Source organism: Achromobacter maghribensis (genome assembly GCF_057334215.1).
Genome location: NZ_JBHFII010000047.1, coordinates 277506 through 294376, shown reverse-complemented (window position 1 = coordinate 294376; position 16871 = coordinate 277506). Strand labels below are relative to the sequence as shown.

The window sequence follows — 16871 nt, the reverse complement described above, 5'->3', positions numbered from 1 at the left end:
CGGGGGAAGCGGCAGGGCGGCGGCGCCGGTTTAGCGGCTGCCGGTGCTTTCGGCGTAATCCATGTACAGCTTGTGGGCACGACGCGCCAGCGGGCCGTATTCCAGCGCGCGGTCTTCCACGCGGTTCACGTGCACGACCTTGCCGTAGTTGCCGGACGAAAACACTTCGTCGGCTTCTTCGACATCGGCGCGCGTCAGGCTGCGCTCTTGCACGTCGACGCCGTCTGCCTTCAGCAGCGCCAGGACCCGGCGGCGGGTGATGCCGTTCAGGAAGGTGCCGTTGTCCACGGGGGTGGACACGACGCCGTTCTTGGCGATCCACAGGTTGCTGGTGGCGAATTCGGCAACGTTGCCCGCGCCGTCCAGCATGATGGCGTTGTCGAAACCCTTTTCCGCGGCCTCGCGGATGGCGCGCTGGCCGTTGGGATACAGGCACGACGCCTTGGCGTCGGTGGGCGCCATGTTGGGCCAGGAACGCGCAAAGCTGGAGAAGCAGGCCGAAAAGCCTTGCTCGCCCGGCATCGGCACCTTGAACACGTGCAGCACGAACTGGGTCTTGTCCGCATCGGGCAGCAGGAAGCCGTCGGCGCAATAAAACATCGGCTTGATGTAGAGCTCGGTGCCGGCCGGGAACTTGGCCACGGCTTCCAGGCACAGCTTTTGAATCGTTTCCCCATCCAGCTGCGGCTTCATCAGCATCTTTTCGGCCGAACGCACGACCCGCTGGCAGTGCAGGTCCAGGTCAGGCGTCAGGCCGCGGAACGCGCGCGCGCCGTCGAAAACCATGCTGGCCATCCAGAACGCGTGATCGGCGGGGCCGAGCAGTTTGGGGTTGTCGGTGGTCCAGTGGCCGTCGTACCAATACAGGGCATCCATGTTCATCTTCCTTTCTTGAATCGGGTAGGCGCTTCTTCGGCGCCGAAACGCCAGGATACATGAGGCGGCGCTGGTGTCCGGTCAGTCCTCGCGTGCCAGCGCTGCCTGCACGCGGTCGGCGGCATCCGCCGGCATCCACTGCCGCCAGACGGGCCCGTACTGCTTCAGGAAATAGCGCGCCGCATCCTCGGGTTCCTTGCCTTCGTTTTCGAGCCAGCCCAACGTGGCGTTGATGGCGTCGTCGGGCACGGCCAGCTTGCTGAGGAAGTCGGTGATCTTGGGCGCCTCTTTGGCGAACGCCGCATTCACACCCGTGACCACGGGGTTCGGCTTGAACTCGGTGGCAACCGGCGTGGCACATTTGGGATCGGTCATGCAGGTGTACGCGGTTTGGTCGAAGGCGGGCAGTTCCAGCTTCACCAGGTCCAGCGCGCCGACCAGCGAGGTGGGCGTCCAGTAGTAGAAAACGATGTCTCGCTTGCGCTTGTAGGCCGAGACAATGGCGGCCTTCTGCGCGGCGCCCGAGCCCGGCGCGAACAGCGAATAGTCCTTGTCCAGTTTCAACGCGCGCAGCAGGTTGTCGTTCAAGGTGCCGCAAGCCCAGCCGGCGGGGCAGCCGTAGATGCGGCCGCGGCCGGGATCTTCAGGGTCGGTGAACACCTTCTTGAAGCGCGCCAGGTCTGACGCGGCCTTCAGGTCGGGATGGCGTTCGACGGTGTAGCGCGGCACGTACCAGCCTTCGCCGGCGTCGTACACGTGCCCCACGCCCAGCACTTTGCCGCTGGCCAGCGCCTTTTTCCACGCGCCTTCGATCTGGCCGGGCCACACTTCGGGCGTGACGTCGACGTCGCCGCGTTGCAGCGCCGCCAGCATGGGCAGTGTTTCGCCGATTTCCACGCTGGTCTTGCAGCCATAGCCGTGTTCCAGCACGTAGCGTTCAATGCCCGCCAACACCAGGTTGGATTCCCAGTTCAGCCCGCTGAAGCGGACAGGGCGGTCGACTTCGCAGGTAGCGGTGGGGGAGGCGGCTTGGGCGGGCGGGGCCAGAAGGGCCGCGGTCAGCGCCAGGGCGCCGCAGACGGGGGCGAGCAGATGCGGGTTGCGCATGGTCAGGCACCTGTTTGATGGGGTGCGTTTTATTGTACGGGGGCTTGGGGCCGAGCAAAAGCAAACGGGGCCGCATGATGCGGCCCCGTCCGGATGACATGCCTTGGCGCGTCAGACGCGGGCGGCGCGCCGGCGGTCGATGAACGCGCCGACTTCGCCTACGATGCCGCGGCGGAAGGCCAGCACGCAGATCACGAAGATCAGGCCGATCACGATCGTGACGGATTCACCCAGGCGCAGGAACCATTCCACGCCGGTCAGGTTGGCCATCATCTGGCCGAAGTCGCCCACCTTGTTCTCCAGCAGCACCACGATGAAGGCGCCCAGGATCGGGCCCGTCAAGGTGCCAAGCCCACCGATCAGCGTCATCAGGATGACCAGCCCGGACATCTGCCAGGTGGCGTCCGACAGCGTCGCCGACACGAACACCAGGGTCTTGGTGGCGCCCGCCAGTCCGGCCAGCGCGGCCGACAGTACGAAGGCCAGCAGCTTGAACCGGTCCACGTCGTAGCCCAGCGAAACGGCGCGCGGCTCATTCTCACGCAGCGCCTGCAGCACTTGCCCGAAGGGCGAGTTCACCGTGCGCCAGATGATGAAGTAGCCGATGATGAAGATGGCCATCACCACGTAATACAGGTTGATGTCCTTGGACAGGTCGACCAGCCCCAGCAAGGTGCCGCGCGGCACGCTTTGCAGGCCGTCTTCGCCGCCCGTGAACTTGGCCTGCAGGAAGAAGAAGAACACCATCTGCGCCAGCGCCAGCGTGATCATCGCGAAGTAGATGCCGCTGCGCCGGATGGCGATGGCGCCCATTGCCAGCCCCAGCAAGGCCGCCACGCCCACGCCAAACAACAGGCCGATTTCGGTGGGAAAGCCCCAGACCTTCATCGCATGGCCGGCGGCATACGCCGCGCTGCCCAGGAACGCGGCATGCCCGAAGGACAGCAGCCCCGTAAAGCCCAGCAGCAGGTTGAATGCGCAGGCGAAAAGCGCATAGCACATGATCTTCATGGCGAAGATCGGATACACCCCGAGAAAGGGTAGAGCGGCCACCACGACGGCCAGGACCGCATAGCCCAGGAATTGACGATTCATTTTTCTTTTCCGAACAGCCCGGCCGGGCGGATCAACAGAACGATGGCCATGATGATGAACACGACGGTGCTGGAGGCTTCGGGCCAGAACACCTTCGTCAGTCCTTCAATCACACCCAGGCCCAGACCAGTGACGATGGCGCCCATGATGGACCCCATGCCCCCGATCACGACCACGGCGAACACGACGATGATGAGGTTGGACCCCATCAGCGGGGAAATCTGCAGGACGGGCGCGGCCAGCACGCCGGCAAAGCCCGCCAGCGCCACGCCAAAGCCGTAGGTCAGCGTGATCATGCGAGGCACGTTCACGCCGAAGGCCTCGACCAGGCGCGGGTTTTCGGTGCCGGCGCGCAGCAGGGCGCCCAGGCGGGTGCGTTCGATCACGAACCAGGTTGCCAGGCACACCACCAGCGATGCCGCCACGACCCAGCCGCGGTAGTTCGGCAGAATCATGAAGCCCAGGTTGGTCGCGCCGCGCAAGGCATCGGGCGTGGGATAGGGTTGGCCCGACACGCCATAGAAGCTGCGGAACAGCCCTTCGATCAGCAGCGTCAGCCCGAAGGTCAACAGCAGGCCATACAAGTGGTCAAGCTTGTACAGGTGCTTGAGCAGCAGCTTCTCGATAAGGATGCCGAATAACCCGACGACCAACGGCGCCAGGACCAGCATGATCCAGTAGTTCAACCCCAGGTACGACAGCCCCATCCAGGCGATGAACGCGCCCAGCATGTAAAGCGCGCCGTGCGCGAAGTTGATGACGTTAAGCAGCCCGAAAATAACGGCAAGCCCGAGCGACAACATGGCATAGAAGGAACCGTTGACCAGGCCCAGTAATAGCTGGCCGAACAAGGCCTGTATAGGGATGCCGAAAAGGTCAGTCATCTTGTGAAAATCCTGCGCGTACGGATGGAAGCGAGCAAATTCAAGGTGCGGCCGCGGCGGCTTGCGCCTGACCGCACCTCGGGGTCACATAAGCCGGTGGATTACTTTTTGACCAGCTTGCAGGTGGACTCGGACAACTTGGTGTAGACCTCGTCGCCGGGCAGCGTCGCCACGACCTTGTAGTAGTCCCACGGGGCCTTGGATTCGGCCGGGGTCTTGACCTGCATCAGGTACATGTCGTGGATCATGCGGCCGTCTTCGCGGACGTAGCCGCCTTGGGCGAAGAAGTCGTTGACCTTGTTGGACTTCATCCACTTCATCACGGCATCGCCGTCGTCCGTGCCGGTGGCCTTGACTGCGTTCAGATAGAAGCTAAGGGCGGAATAGTCGCCCGCCTGCAGCATGGACGGCTTGCGGCCGACCTTGGCTTCGAACTTCTTGGACCAGGCGCGCGAAGCGTCGGATTGGTCCCAGTACCAACCGTCGGTCAGGTACATGCCCTGCGTGGCCTGCAAGCCCAGCGCGTGCACGTCGTTGATGAAGACCAGCAGACCCGCCATCTTCATGGTCTTGGTCACGCCGAATTCATTGGCGGCCTTGATCGCGTTGATGGTGTCGCCGCCTGCGTTGGCCAGACCCAGGATCTGCGCCTTGGAGGCTTGCGCCTGCAGCAGGAAGGACGAGAAGTCCGAGGCGCCCAGCGGCGCGCGCACCTGGCCTTTTACATCGCCACCCGCAGCCTTGACGACCGCCATGGTGTCGCGCTCCAGCGCATGGCCGAAGGCGTAGTCGGCGGTCAGGAAGAACCAGCTCTTGCCGCCGTCCTTCACAACGGCGGAGCCGGTGCCGCGCGCCAGGGCCACGGTGTCGTAGGCGTAGTGCACGGTGTAGGGCGAACATTGCGCGTTGGTCAGGTCCGACGCGCCTGCGCCGATTGCCATGAACGGCTTCTTCTTGGCTGCGGCCACGCCGGCCATGGCCAGGCTGGTCGACGAGTTCGTGCCGGCGATGATGACGTCCACCTTCTGTTCGTCGAACCACTCGCGCACGCGGGCCGACGCCACGTCGGCCTTGTTCTGGTGATCGGCCGAGACCACTTCGATCTTCTTGCCGTTGATCGAGCCGCCGGCGTCTTCGATCGCCATGCGGATCGCGTCCAGGCCGGCCTTGCCGTCGATGTCGGAATACACGCCCGACATGTCGGTGATGAAGCCGATGCGGATGACATCGTCGGAGATACCTTGCGCGTGGGCGGTTACCCCCGCAAATCCCAGGCCCGCCATGGCCAGTGCAGCAGTGATGGTGTGCAGCTTCATGGGATGACTCCTCTTCCCTACGGTGTTGTGTTGCCGGGGTTCCGGCGGATGACAGGTTGTTTTAGACGCCCAACAGTTCGTTGAGCGTGTCCTGTTTTTCTGAAAGTTCAGCCGCTTCGAAATGCTCGACGATCTGACCATGCTCCATCACATAGAAGCGGTCGGCCAGCGGAGCCGCGAAGCGGAAGTTCTGCTCCACCATGACGATGGTGTAGCCGCGCTGCTTCAGCGTCGTGATCATGCGGGCAAGCGCCTGCACGATGACGGGCGCGAGGCCTTCGGAGATTTCGTCCAGCAGCAGCAGGTTGGCGCCGGTGCGCAAGATGCGCGCCACCGCCAGCATCTGTTGTTCGCCGCCCGACAAGCGCGTGCCCGGCGAATTCCGGCGCTCTTGCAGGTTGGGAAACATGTCGTAGATTTCAGCCAGCGACATCCCGCCGCCCAGCGAACCGACGACGGGCGGCAGCAGCAGGTTTTCTTCGCAAGACAGGCTGGCGAAGATGCCGCGCTCTTCGGGGCAATAGCCCACGCCCAGGTGGGCAATCTTGTAGGTGGGCAGGTCGATGGCTTCGGTGCCGTGAATGCGTACCGAGCCCTTGCGTGATCCCGTCAGGCCAAGAATGGCCCGTAGCGTGGTGGTGCGGCCGGCGCCGTTGCGGCCCAGCAGCGTGACGACTTCGCCTTGCCCCACACGCATATCGACGCCGTGCAGGATATGCGATTCCCCGTACCAGGCTTGCAAGCCCGAGATTTCCAATGCCGGGGTGCTCATGCGTGCGCTCCTTGAAGTTCGCCGTCGGTAGTGCCCATGTAGGCTTGCATCACGGCGGGATGGCGCGAGACTTCGGCGTACGTGCCCTCGGCCAGCACCGATCCGCGCGCCAGCACGGTAATGGTGTTGGCGATGGAGGACACCACGTTCATGTTGTGCTCCACCATCAGGATCGTGCGCCCGGCGCTGACGCGCTTGATCAGCTGCGTGACGCGGTCCACGTCTTCGTGGCCCATGCCCTGCGTGGGCTCGTCCAACAGCATCAGTTCGGGCTCCATCGCCAGCGTCGTCGCGATCTCCAGCGCGCGCTTGCGGCCGTACGGCAGGTTCACCGTGGTCTCGTCCGCGAAGGCGCCCAGGTCCACCTGTTCCAGCAGCGCGCGCGCCGGCTCGTTCAGGGCCGCCAGCCGCTTGTCGCTTTGCCAGAAGTGGAACGACAGGCCGGTCTTGCGCTGCAAGCCGATCCGCACGTTCTCAAGCACGGTCAGGTGAGGAAACACCGCCGAAATCTGGAACGAGCGGATCACGCCGCGCCGCGCGATCTGCGCGGGGCGATCGCCAGTGATGTCGATGCCGTTGAACTTGATCGTTCCCGAGGTGGGAGATAAGAACTTGGTAAGCAGGTTGAAGCAAGTCGTCTTGCCCGCGCCGTTAGGCCCGATCAAGGCATGAATCTCGCCCCGCTTGATACGCAAATCGACCCCATTGACCGCGACGAATCCGCGGAACTCCTTGGTGAGGCCTTTTGTCTCCAGGATTGTGTCATCCATGTCCGCTGCACCGGCGTTGATTTTTATGGTCTCAACCTGCCGTCATTGCGCCAGGCCCCCGCAGGGTCGTGAATCCAGCGATTGTTCGCTGATTTCCGATGAGTTGCCGGCGAGTATGCGGACCTCTTTATCAAAATTCCATGAGGGTTTTACATAGGTTTTGCAGTGCCGCATTGATGAATTGTCGGCACGCCGACAATACTGGGCCGGCAGGGCGGGAAAACCCTTTTCCCTATCCAATGCGTTGCAGCAAATCCGCGTTGATTGTTATCAACGCGTTGTGCAATTGCAGGCAGGGAAAACCCGGTTTTTCAGGCGATGAAATAATTTGGAAATAGCCGGCGCGACGGAATTTACGCGGGCGTTTTCTGTTTGAATTCGCAGAGGTCCGATATGCCGCATTGCGGGCATTTCGGTTTGCGCGCCACGCAGACGTAGCGGCCCAGCAGGATCAGCCAGTGATGCGCATCCTGCATGTATTCGCGGGGCACGAACTTCACCAGTTTTTCTTCGACTTCCAGCACGTTCTTGCCCGGGGCGATGCCGGTGCGGTTGGAGACACGGAAGATGTGCGTGTCGACCGCCATGGTGGGTTGGCCGAAGGCGGTATTCAGCACGACGTTGGCTGTCTTGCGGCCCACGCCCGGCAGCGATTCCAGCGCCTCGCGCGTTTGCGGCACCTCGCCGCGGTGGTGCTCGATCAGGATTCGGCAAGTCGCGATCGTGTTCTTGGCCTTGGTGCGGTACAGGCCGATCGTCTTGATGTAGTCGGACAGGCCTTCCTCGCCCAGCGCAAGCAAGGCCTGTGGCGTGCCGTACTGCGGAAAGAACTTGCGCGTGGCGATGTTGACCGATTTGTCGGTCGCTTGCGCCGACAGCAGCACCGCGATCAGCAGTTGGAACGGCGTGTCGTATTCCAGTTCGGTGGTGGGGTGCGGATTGGCCGCCTGCAGGCGGGCGAATATCTCTCTGCGTTTGGCTGCGTTCATGGCTGCGTCGGATTGCGGCGGGCCCGGGCGCGGGCCAATGCGGATTCAATGGCGGAACGCTTGCGATCTTCGCTGTGGGCGTCGCCGGCGGCGGCCGCCTGAGGAAGCGCCTGAGCGGGGGCCTCCGGGGCCATCAGGCGCGTGTTGTCGGCCGCCAGGCGTTCCACCCGGGCCTGGTGGTTGCGATGGCGCTGCCGGCTGACGGCAGCGTCCTGCGCGCTCCAGGCGCGCCCCGCGGGGACCATCTGAATGCAATCGACCGGACAGGGCGCCACGCACAGGTCGCAGCCGGTACACCAGTCGGCCAGCACCGTATGCATGTGCTTGTTGGCGCCCACGATCGCATCCACGGGACAGGCCTGGATGCACAGCGTACAGCCAATGCAATGGGATTCGTCGATGCGGGCGACCAGCAGCGGGCCGGGTTCGCCGCGCGCCAGATCCAGCGGCAGGGCAGGGGTCTGCAGCAGGGCGGCAAGCGCAGCGATGCCGTCGTCGCCGCCGGGCGGGCAGCGATTGATCGGGGCTGCGCCCTGGGCAATGGCGTCGGCATAGGGCCGGCAACCGTCATAGCCGCATTTAGTGCATTGCGTCTGGGGCAGCAAGGCGTCGATGCGGTCGGCAAGTGAACGACAGGACATGGTTTGGAACAGGGGACGGCAGGATGGGGCGAAGCGCGAGAGTCCTTGGGCAAGGACTCAACAGCGCAACGCGCGCAACGCATCAAGCTGCGGTGGCGGCATGGCTGTTTTTGCCATGCAACCAAAGCCGCTTGATGGGTTGCGCGCGCTTAACGTCCGGGTTCTAGTTCAGGCTTGCTCGCGCTTGACCCATCCTACGTCGATTGCCGGATGAATTCGGCAATTTTAGGACAGATCATTTCGCGCCAGCGGCGGCCCGAGAAAATCCCGTAATGGCCGCAGTTGGGGGCGGTGTAGTGCGTCTTGCGTTCGGCCGGGATGTTCTTGCACAGCGTGATCGCCGCGCGAGTCTGGCCCTGGCCCGAGATATCGTCCAGTTCGCCTTCGATGGTGAACAGGGCGACCTGCTTGATGTCGGCCGGGCGCACGGTCTGGCCATCCATTTCCCAGGTGCCATTGGGCAGCGAGAAGTCCTGAAACACCATGCGGATCGTGTCCAGGTAGAACTCGGCCGGCATGTCCAGCACGGCGTTGTATTCGTCGTAGAAGCGGCGATGCGCTTCGGCGTCGCTGTCGTCGCCGCGCAGCAGGTCCAGGTAGAACTCGTAGTGCGACTTCATGTGGCGGTGCGGGGGCATGGCCATGAACCCGGCATGCTGCAGGAAACCCGGATAGACCTTGCGGCCGGCGCCCGGATAGCGGGGCGGCACCGGATGGATGACCTGGCTTTCAAACCAGGAATACGGTTTGGTCGTGGCCAGGCGGTTGACCTGCGTGGGCGACTGGCGCGGATCGATGGGGCCGCCCATCATCACCATGCTGCGCGGCTGGCAGGGATCGTTGGCGGTAGCCATCAGCGACACGGCGGCCAGCACGGGCACGGTGGGCTGGCAGACCGAGATCACATGCACGTCCGGGCCCAGGTGCCGGATGAAATTCTGCACATAGCGCACGTAGTCGTTCAGATGGAAGGGGCCGGCCGCCAGGGGCACCATGCGGGCGTCGACCCAGTCCGTGACGTACACGTCATGGTTGGGCAGCAGGGCGCGCACGGTGTCGCGCAGCAGCGTGGCGTGGTGGCCCGACAGCGGCGCCACCAGCAACACCTTGGGGTCGTCGCGGCCGGCGGCGCGCACGTCGCGGTGGAAGTGCACCAGGCGGCAGAAGGGCTTGTCCAGCGCCAGGGTTTCGGTAACGCGCACGGGCTTGCCGTTGATCTGCGTCTCGGGAAGATTCCAGGCGGGCTTCTGATATTCCTTGCCGATCCGCGTCATCAACTCGTACCCGGCAGCCATCTGGCGGGAAATCGGGGTGTAAGCGAGGGGGCTGTATGGGCTGGAGAACAGCTGGGAACCGGCATCCGTGAATGCAGCGAACGGAGTCAGGAAGGCGCGCTGCATTTCGTGCAATTGGTACAGCATTTGGGGGAAGTCCTTCTGGGTCGTGCGTGTGCCCCGATTATTGCGCCGAGGACTAAAGATATATCCAATCAGCCTAAAGAAACTGCGGCAGAAACCGGGATTCTGTTGCAAAAAAGAGACCCGTCATCCCATTAAGCACCAGTTTAGGGCGTTTTTTCGCCCTGCCCAGAGACCAAACGGGGGATATATGCACTACGCCGGGCCGTGCGGGATCACCAGTAATTCTCAACCGCCAGGTTGCCGGGGATGCCTCGGCGGCCCGGCTTGAAACCGCGTTCACCCAGCAGCTTGCGGGCGTCCGCCAGCATCTCGGGGTTGCCGCAAAGCATGATCTTGGCATGTTCCGGATCCAGCGGCAGCCCGGCCAGCTGCTCCAGCCGGCCGTCCGCGATCAGCGTCGTCAGGCGGGCTTGCGGCATGCCCGGCAGGGGCTCGCGGGTGGCGATCGGCAGGTAGACGAGCTTGCGCGGATCGGCCGCGTGCAGGTCTGCCAGTTCGGGCCGCTGGCCCCAGGATTCGATCTCTTCGCGGTAGGCCAGCTCTGCCGCGGTGCGCACGCCATGCACCAGGATGATGCGGCGGTAGGCGCGCCAGGTGGCCGGGTCGCGAAGGATGGACAGGTAGGCCGACAGGCCGGTGCCAGAGGCCAGCAGCCAGAGGTCGCCCCCCGGAGCGAAGCGTTCCAGCGTCAGGAAGCCGTAGGGCGTCTTTTCCACGTACAGGGCGTCGCCCGGGCGCAGTTGCGCCATGCGCGGGCTGAACAGGCCGTCGGGGACGACGATGGAATAGAACTCCAGCCCGGACTCTTGCGGGGCCGACACCATGGAATAGGCGCGCCACAGCGTGGGCGGGCCGTCGGGGGCGTCGGCTCCCGGTAAACCGACCCGGGCGAACTGGCCCGGCAGGAACGTATACGCGTCGTCGCGGGTCAAGCGCACGGAGAACAGCTTGTCGGGCACCCAGGTATGGATCTGGGTTACGGTCTGGCGCGTGTATTTGGAGTCGTCGGTCATCGGGGCATCGCACGATGCCGGCCGCCAGGCGGCAGCCAGCGGCCGCGGATTATTTTTCCAGGTATTGCAGCTTGTCCTGCTTGCCGTTCCAGTCGTCGGCGTCCGGCAGGGGCTTCTTGGCGCGGCTGATGCTGGCGAACTCGGGGGACAGCTCGGCGTTCAGCGCGATGAAATTCAGTTGGTCCTGCGGCACGTCTTCTTCGGCGTAGATCGCATTGGCCGGGCATTCGGGGATGCACACGGCACAGTCGATGCATTCGTCCGGATCGATCACGAGGAAGTTCGGACCCTCACGAAAACAGTCCACCGGGCACACATCAACGCAATCGGTGTACTTGCACTTAATACAGTTTTCGGTGACAACGTGGGTCATTCAGGAACTCCGGGATCGGCGGCTTTTGTGTCTTGTTGGCCGGATTTTACCCAATGCGGGCCGGATGTGCCGGTAATACCCGTATTGACATCGTGGCCCATCGCCCTGAACCCCCGGCCCTCTATGCTATGGTGTCGCGAAACGATACGCGCAATCATGATAATCACTTCGCTGCTCGACACCGATCTGTACAAATTCAGCATGATGCAAGTGGTGCTGCATCAATTCCCCGCTGCACAGGTCGAGTACCGTTACAAGTGCCGCACCGTAGGGGCCGACCTGCGCCCGTATCTGGACGAAATCCGCGAGGAAGTGCACCAATTGTGCCAGTTGCGCTTCACCCAGGACGAACTCGATTACCTGGGTGGCTTGCGTTTCATCAAAAGCGACTTCGTTGATTTCCTTGGGTTGTTCCATATGCCCGAGCGCTGCATCCACATCGGCGAAGGCGACGCGCCCGGCGAGATCTCGATCGAGGTCAAGGGCCCGTGGCTGCACACGATCCTGTTCGAGATCCCGGTGCTGGCCATCGTCAACGAAGTCTATTTCCGCAACACGCGCAAGAATCCCGACTGGGAAGAGGGCCGACAGCGCCTGCAGTCCAAGATGCACCTGGTGCTGGACGACCCGGCGCTGGCCGATTTCCGCGTGGCCGAATACGGCACGCGCCGCCGCTTCTCGAAGGTCTGGCACCAGGAAGTCGTGTCCACCATGAAGGCGCAGATGGGTCCGCACTTCGCGGGCACCAGCAATGTCCTGCTGGCCAAGCAGCACGAAGTGCTGCCTTTGGGCACGATGGGCCACGAATACTTGCAGGCCTGCCAGGCGCTGGGCCCGCGCCTGCGTGATTCGCAGGTGTATGCGCTGGAAGTCTGGGCCAAGGAATATCGCGGCGATCTGGGTATCGCGTTGTCGGACGTCTATGGCATGGATGCCTTCCTGCGAGACTTCGACATGTATTTCTGCAAACTCTTCGACGGCGCGCGCCACGATTCCGGCGATCCCTTCGTCTGGGGCGAGCGCCTGCTTGAGCACTACCGCAAGAACCGCGTGGATCCCCGTGCCAAGACCCTGGTGTTCTCCGATTCACTGACGTTCCCGCGCGCGATCGAACTGGCCCGCCAGTTTGCTGGACGCTGCAAGGTGTCGTTCGGCATCGGCACCAACCTCACCAACGACCTGGGCCACGAACCGCTGCAGATCGTCATGAAAATGGTCCGCTGCAATGGCCAGCCCGTAGCCAAGGTGTCCGACGCGCCCGAAAAGACCATGTGCGACGATCCCGCTTACCTGGCGTATCTGCGCCAGGTGTTCCAGTTGCCTCCCGCCTGAGCGCGGCTCGGGGTAAATTGCTGGTTTGCCTGTTTTGATCCAACCCACCCACTCGACTCTAGGGGAATATTCATGAGCAGCATCAAGCGCTTCCACGTTGCCAAGCGCCTGTCGGACATGGCCGTGTACAACGGCGTCGCGTATCTGGCGGGCCAGGTGCCTGACGATGCCAAGCTGGACATCACCGGTCAGACCGAACAAGTGCTGGCGACGATCGATCGCCTGCTGGCCGAAGCCGGCACCGACAAGACCAAGATCCTGATGGCCCAGATCTACGTGGCCAACATGAAGGAATTCGATGGCATGAACAAGGCATGGGACGCTTGGGTCGCCGATGGCAATTCGCCCCCGCGCGCCACGGTCGAAGCCCGCCTGGCCAATCCCGATTTCAAGGTCGAGATCGTCGTGACGGCTGCCGTCTAAGCGATATCCGCCGGCAAGTGAAAAGCCCTTCGGCATGCCGAAGGGCTTTTTCTTTGGGCGTGGGCCTTTCTTGCGCGCAACCCGTCATCCCCCCATCAGCACGACCCCTGCCAACAGTCCGCCCAATTCCTCGCACCTGGCCAGATCCTGGGCGGGCACCGTCTTCTCCGCCCAAATCTGTTCCGCGGTCTGCGCACCCAGGTTCACGATCAAGGGCGGCGCCACGGGTTTCAGCCGCCAGCCCGTGCAAATCCGTTCAACCTGCCGCGCCGCGCCCGAGCCGTCGCTGCCGGCACTGATGGCGCAACCGTAGGGCAAGCCCTGGATGCGGTCCAGCACCGCGTAGTAATTGCGGTCAAAGCACTCTTTCATCTCGCCGCTGAGGCTCGCCAGGTTCTCGGGCGCGCAGAACAAAAAGCCCTGGCTGGCCAGCAAATCATCGGCCGCGGCGTCCGCCGCGCGCCGCAGGATGATGTGCAATTCGTCCGCCTGCTCGAGTTGCGCGGCAGCCGCGGTCGCGCCGCGGGCCGCGGCCTCGGCCATCTGCCGGGCCGCGCCCGTGCGCGAATGCCAGATGATCAGCAGCTGCTTCATGCGTAGCGTTCCAGGGGGTCTTGCCGGTAATACGCCCGCAGCAAGCCATACCACTCGGGTAGCGCCTGCTGCATGGGAACGGGGTCCACGAAGAAGTGTTCGGAGCTGACGGCAAAGAACTCCGCTTCGTCCGTGGCCGCGTACGGGTCCATCGGCAACTGGCCGTACCAGGCGTCCGCCTCCTCGCTTTCGGGGTCCACGTCGGGCGGGATGGCCGCCTCGACCGTATCCAGCGCGGCGATGAAGCGGTCCAGGCTGTCGTCCAGCACTTGCCGCCAGACCTTCGGTTTCAGATCCCGATGCGCCGCCAGCGACGGCATGCCGTCCGCGAAGCCCGAGCGCAGGTCCAGCTTGTGGGCGAATTCGTGGATGACCACGTTGAAGCCGCCTTCCGACAATTGCGTGTCTTCCCAGGAAAGCACCAGCGGGCCGCCTTCCCAGGCTTCGCCGGCGGCGTCCTCGATGTACTCGTGGACCACGCCGTCGTCGTCCTGGCGCGACCGGGGAATGCGGAAGCTGGCGGGGTAGACGATGATCTCGTCCCAGCCCTCATAGAGTTCGGGCGCCAGGTTCAGGATGGGCAGGCTGGCCTGCGCCGCGATGGACAGGCGCATCCCATCCGAGACCTCCAGGCCCTGCGCGCCATTGATGGTCTTGCTGGCCAGCAGCCAGGCCGACCGCGCCAGCAGCTGGGCGGTTTCGCCGTCGTTCAACACCGAGAGGAAGGGGTGGGCGTCCAGTACCTGGCGCCAGAGTTCGGGCGAGATGCGGGCCTGCATCTCGGCCACCTCGGCGGGGCGGGCGCCCCGGCCCTTGAGCCAGCGCAACATAAGCTTGGGTTCCTTCGATATATCGGGATAAGGCAGGGGATTCAGGGGTTGCAAGCCCTAGTGTAGAGTGTCGGGAATCTCAACCCGATCCCGCTCGACAACCGTCATGTCCGCCCCGCCAGTTCCCGATGCGCCTTCGCCTTTCGACGCTTCCTGGCGGCAGGAGGTAGGGGCGGGCCTGGACGCCCACGGCATGGCGCTGATCGACCAGGCCGTGACCTGGGCCATCCCCCGGTTTGAAGGGCAGCAGGCGCTGACGGGCGAGCCCCTGGCCAGTCACGGCGCCGGCGTGGTCCGTATCCTTGCGGCGCTGCACACCGACGCCGCCACGCGCGCCGCGGCGCTGCTGGCCGCCTTGCCGACCGACTTGATGGCGCCCGCGCCGGCCCTGCGCAACGACCCCGTGGCCGTCGCGTTCGGCGCCGAGGTCGCGCGGCTGGTCCAGGGCACCCGCGCGCTGTTGCGCCTGGGCGTGGTGGCCCGCCAGGCCAGCGATGCCGAGGCCGAAAGCGGCTCGCAAAAGGAAATGCAGCGCAAGATGCTGCTGGCCATGGCGGCCGATCTTCGCATCGTGCTGATGCGGCTGGCCTCCCGCCTGCGCACCTTGCGCTGGCACGCCGAAAGCAAAGCGCCGTGCTCGACCGCCTTTGCGCGTGAAACGCTGGACTTGTACGCGCCGCTGGCGAACCGCCTGGGCATCTGGCAGATCAAATGGGAAATGGAAGACCTGGCCTTCCGCTTCCTGGAACCCGACCGCTACAAGCAGATCGCCCGCCTGCTGGAAGAAAAGCGCGTCGAACGCGAAGCCTTCATCGCAGGCGCGATCGACCGCTTGCAGACCGCCTTGTCCAAGTCCGGTATCGAGGCCGAAGTCAGTGGCCGGCCCAAGCACATCTACAGCATCTGGAACAAGATGCGGGTCAAGCGCCTGGATTTCACCCAGATGTACGACTTGCGCGCCTTGCGCATCATTGTCGAGGATGTGCGCGCCTGCTATACGGCGTTGGGCCTGGTGCACGAAATGTGGACGCCGTTGTCCGACGAGTTCGACGATTACATTTCGCGGCCCAAACCCAACGGTTACCGTTCGCTGCATACGGTGGTGACGGACGACGACGGCAGGCCATTCGAAGTGCAGATCCGCACGCGCGAGATGCATCAGTTCGCCGAGTACGGCATGGCCGCGCACTGGCGCTACAAGGAAGCGGGCGCCAAGGGCGGCCAGGTAGCGGCTTCCAGCGAATACGACCGCCAACTGGCCTGGATGCGCCAACTGCTGGCCTGGAACAGCGATGTCGAGGGCGGGGCCGAGCCGGGGGCGGATGCCGCCAAGCCGGACGTCGCCAAGGCGGGTCCGACCAGGTCGGGGCCGGGCAAGAACCGCAATGTGGTCACGGCGCCCGCGCATACCGACGAACGTATCTACGTGCTGACGCCGCAGGCGCGGGTGATCGAACTGCCCGCCGGCGCCACGCCGGTGGACTTTGCCTATCACTTGCACACCGACCTGGGGCACCGCTGCCGCGGCGCCCGCGTCGACGGGCAGATGGTGCCGCTGCAGACGCGGCTGTCCACCGGCCAGACCGTCGAGATCATTTCCGCCAAGTCAGGCGGTCCGTCGCGCGACTGGCTCAACCCTCAGCTGGGGTTCCTGGCCAGCCCGCGGGCCCGCGCCAAGGTGCGCATGTGGTTCAACGCCATCGAGCTGCAGCAGCGCATTACCCAAGGGCAGGCGCTGGTCGAGAAGGAACTGCAGCGGCTGGGCAAGACGGCGGTCAATCTGGAACAGCTGGCGCAGAACCTGGGCTTTGCCCGCGCCGACGACCTGTACGTGGCGGCCGCCAAGGAAGAGTTCAGCCTGCGCCAGATCGACAGCGTGTTCCAGCAGCCGGGACCGGCCGTCGAACCGCAGCCGGCCGCGCTGCGCCACGCCAGCGCGGGCAGCGCCGAGAAAAGCGGCAAAAGCGGCGTACTGGTGGTGGGGGTGGGCTCGCTGTTGACGCAGTTGGCCCGTTGCTGCCGCCCGGCGCCGCCGGACGCCATCGTGGGCTTCGTCACACGCGGGCGCGGTGTGTCCATTCACCGCAGCGATTGCCACAGCTACCTGGCGCTGGCCGCTCGCGAGCCCGAGCGCGTGATCGAGGTGGCCTGGGGCGAGACCTCCGACACCTTCTATCCGGTAGACATCAGTGTGCGCGCGCACGACCGGCCCGGTCTGCTGCGCGACTTGTCCGAAGTCTTTGCGCGGTTGCGCCTGAACGTGGTGGGCGTGAATACGCAGAGCAAGCAGTCGCTGGCCCACATGGTGTTCACGGTGGAAGTGCGCGGGGGCGAATCGCTCGCCCGCGCGCTGGACGCCCTGGCCGAAGTGGCTGGCGTGTCCTCGGCGTCTCGCCGTTAGGACAGCCCGTTAGGACAGCCCCCGGGCGGTGGCC

The 16871-nt window shown here is 64.3% G+C and carries 17 protein-coding genes; 3 read left to right on the top strand and 14 right to left on the bottom strand.

All coding sequences use genetic code 11. From position 1 onward, the window contains the following. Positions 1 to 30: 30 nt before the first annotated feature. From ACE039_RS21320 to fdxA, 12 genes are all read right to left on the bottom strand, one after another. Complete coding sequence (locus tag ACE039_RS21320) at positions 31 to 876, bottom strand: branched-chain amino acid aminotransferase (protein ID WP_485823347.1); 846 nt, start codon at positions 874 to 876, stop codon at positions 31 to 33. Between the two features lie 81 nt (positions 877 to 957). After that, positions 958 to 1983, bottom strand: coding sequence for an ABC transporter substrate-binding protein (locus ACE039_RS21315; protein ID WP_485823265.1), 1026 nt, complete (start codon positions 1981 to 1983; stop codon positions 958 to 960). 111 nt (positions 1984 to 2094) lie between these two features. Further along, positions 2095 to 3078: a branched-chain amino acid ABC transporter permease gene (locus tag ACE039_RS21310; protein ID WP_448712107.1), complete on the bottom strand. Its 984-nt coding sequence runs from the start codon at positions 3076 to 3078 to the stop codon at positions 2095 to 2097. Further along, the gene (locus tag ACE039_RS21305; protein ID WP_169273735.1) at positions 3075 to 3962 is read right to left on the bottom strand and encodes a branched-chain amino acid ABC transporter permease; all 888 of its coding nucleotides are present in this window, start codon (positions 3960 to 3962) and stop codon (positions 3075 to 3077) included. Before ACE039_RS21305 ends, ACE039_RS21310 begins: the two co-directional genes overlap by 4 nt. 101 nt (positions 3963 to 4063) lie before the next feature. Then, positions 4064 to 5278 carry an ABC transporter substrate-binding protein gene (locus tag ACE039_RS21300; protein WP_448712104.1) on the bottom strand — a complete coding sequence of 405 codons (1215 nt, stop codon included), beginning with the start codon at positions 5276 to 5278 and terminating at the stop codon, positions 4064 to 4066. A 61-nt stretch (positions 5279 to 5339) separates the two neighbouring features. Then, entirely contained in the window at positions 5340 to 6050 is a 711-nt protein-coding gene (locus ACE039_RS21295; protein WP_006223796.1) for an ABC transporter ATP-binding protein, read from the bottom strand. Then, positions 6047 to 6820: an ABC transporter ATP-binding protein gene (locus ACE039_RS21290; RefSeq protein ID WP_105555127.1), complete on the bottom strand. Its 774-nt coding sequence runs from the start codon at positions 6818 to 6820 to the stop codon at positions 6047 to 6049. The genes ACE039_RS21295 and ACE039_RS21290 overlap by 4 nt, the downstream gene beginning before the upstream one ends. Positions 6821 to 7173: 353 nt before the next feature. Continuing rightward, positions 7174 to 7809 (bottom strand): endonuclease III, encoded by a 636-nt coding sequence (gene nth / locus ACE039_RS21285; protein WP_485823264.1) that lies wholly within the window; start codon positions 7807 to 7809, stop codon positions 7174 to 7176. Beyond that, positions 7806 to 8450 carry an electron transport complex subunit RsxB gene (gene rsxB, locus ACE039_RS21280; protein ID WP_485823263.1) on the bottom strand — a complete coding sequence of 215 codons (645 nt, stop codon included), beginning with the start codon at positions 8448 to 8450 and terminating at the stop codon, positions 7806 to 7808. The genes nth and rsxB overlap by 4 nt, the downstream gene beginning before the upstream one ends. A 194-nt stretch (positions 8451 to 8644) precedes the next feature. After that, on the bottom strand, positions 8645 to 9871 hold the full coding sequence (locus tag ACE039_RS21275; protein ID WP_485823262.1) for a polyhydroxyalkanoate depolymerase: 1227 nt from the start codon (positions 9869 to 9871) through the stop codon (positions 8645 to 8647). 212 nt (positions 9872 to 10083) lie between these two features. Next, on the bottom strand, positions 10084 to 10884 hold the full coding sequence (locus ACE039_RS21270) for a ferredoxin--NADP reductase (RefSeq protein ID WP_485823261.1): 801 nt from the start codon (positions 10882 to 10884) through the stop codon (positions 10084 to 10086). Positions 10885 to 10933: 49 nt separating this feature from the next. Beyond that, on the bottom strand, positions 10934 to 11257 hold the full coding sequence (gene fdxA, locus ACE039_RS21265; protein WP_006218015.1) for a ferredoxin FdxA: 324 nt from the start codon (positions 11255 to 11257) through the stop codon (positions 10934 to 10936). 156 nt (positions 11258 to 11413) lie between these two features. On the opposite strand from fdxA, the gene pncB reads away from it, so the two are divergent. Then, positions 11414 to 12589: a nicotinate phosphoribosyltransferase gene (gene pncB / locus ACE039_RS21260; RefSeq protein ID WP_199196711.1), complete on the top strand. Its 1176-nt coding sequence runs from the start codon at positions 11414 to 11416 to the stop codon at positions 12587 to 12589. A gap of 72 nt (positions 12590 to 12661) precedes the next feature. After that, entirely contained in the window at positions 12662 to 13012 is a 351-nt protein-coding gene (locus tag ACE039_RS21255) for a RidA family protein (RefSeq protein WP_006223803.1), read from the top strand. An 84-nt stretch (positions 13013 to 13096) separates the two neighbouring features. On the opposite strand, the gene ACE039_RS21250 is transcribed toward ACE039_RS21255, so the two are convergent. After that, positions 13097 to 13606 (bottom strand): flavodoxin family protein, encoded by a 510-nt coding sequence (locus ACE039_RS21250; protein ID WP_105555121.1) that lies wholly within the window; start codon positions 13604 to 13606, stop codon positions 13097 to 13099. Next, positions 13603 to 14436, bottom strand: a complete 834-nt coding sequence (locus ACE039_RS21245) for a M90 family metallopeptidase (RefSeq protein WP_485823260.1) — start codon at positions 14434 to 14436, stop codon at positions 13603 to 13605. Before ACE039_RS21245 ends, ACE039_RS21250 begins: the two co-directional genes overlap by 4 nt. 106 nt (positions 14437 to 14542) lie before the next feature. On the opposite strand from ACE039_RS21245, the gene ACE039_RS21240 reads away from it, so the two are divergent. Beyond that, positions 14543 to 16837: a RelA/SpoT family protein gene (locus ACE039_RS21240; protein ID WP_485823259.1), complete on the top strand. Its 2295-nt coding sequence runs from the start codon at positions 14543 to 14545 to the stop codon at positions 16835 to 16837. The last annotated feature ends 34 nt before the right edge of the window (positions 16838 to 16871 follow it).

Coding starts and splice junctions, on each gene's coding strand:
- ACE039_RS21320 (WP_485823347.1), bottom strand. CDS start 876: ATGGATGCCCTGTATTGGTACGACGGCCACTGGACCACCGACAACCCC.
- ACE039_RS21315 (WP_485823265.1), bottom strand. CDS start 1,983: ATGCGCAACCCGCATCTGCTCGCCCCCGTCTGCGGCGCCCTGGCGCTG.
- ACE039_RS21310 (WP_448712107.1), bottom strand. CDS start 3,078: ATGAATCGTCAATTCCTGGGCTATGCGGTCCTGGCCGTCGTGGTGGCC.
- ACE039_RS21305 (WP_169273735.1), bottom strand. CDS start 3,962: ATGACTGACCTTTTCGGCATCCCTATACAGGCCTTGTTCGGCCAGCTA.
- ACE039_RS21300 (WP_448712104.1), bottom strand. CDS start 5,278: ATGAAGCTGCACACCATCACTGCTGCACTGGCCATGGCGGGCCTGGGA.
- ACE039_RS21295 (WP_006223796.1), bottom strand. CDS start 6,050: ATGAGCACCCCGGCATTGGAAATCTCGGGCTTGCAAGCCTGGTACGGG.
- ACE039_RS21290 (WP_105555127.1), bottom strand. CDS start 6,820: ATGGATGACACAATCCTGGAGACAAAAGGCCTCACCAAGGAGTTCCGC.
- nth (WP_485823264.1), bottom strand. CDS start 7,809: ATGAACGCAGCCAAACGCAGAGAGATATTCGCCCGCCTGCAGGCGGCC.
- rsxB (WP_485823263.1), bottom strand. CDS start 8,450: ATGTCCTGTCGTTCACTTGCCGACCGCATCGACGCCTTGCTGCCCCAG.
- ACE039_RS21275 (WP_485823262.1), bottom strand. CDS start 9,871: ATGCTGTACCAATTGCACGAAATGCAGCGCGCCTTCCTGACTCCGTTC.
- ACE039_RS21270 (WP_485823261.1), bottom strand. CDS start 10,884: ATGACCGACGACTCCAAATACACGCGCCAGACCGTAACCCAGATCCAT.
- fdxA (WP_006218015.1), bottom strand. CDS start 11,257: ATGACCCACGTTGTCACCGAAAACTGTATTAAGTGCAAGTACACCGAT.
- pncB (WP_199196711.1), top strand. CDS start 11,414: ATGATAATCACTTCGCTGCTCGACACCGATCTGTACAAATTCAGCATG.
- ACE039_RS21255 (WP_006223803.1), top strand. CDS start 12,662: ATGAGCAGCATCAAGCGCTTCCACGTTGCCAAGCGCCTGTCGGACATG.
- ACE039_RS21250 (WP_105555121.1), bottom strand. CDS start 13,606: ATGAAGCAGCTGCTGATCATCTGGCATTCGCGCACGGGCGCGGCCCGG.
- ACE039_RS21245 (WP_485823260.1), bottom strand. CDS start 14,436: ATGTTGCGCTGGCTCAAGGGCCGGGGCGCCCGCCCCGCCGAGGTGGCC.
- ACE039_RS21240 (WP_485823259.1), top strand. CDS start 14,543: ATGTCCGCCCCGCCAGTTCCCGATGCGCCTTCGCCTTTCGACGCTTCC.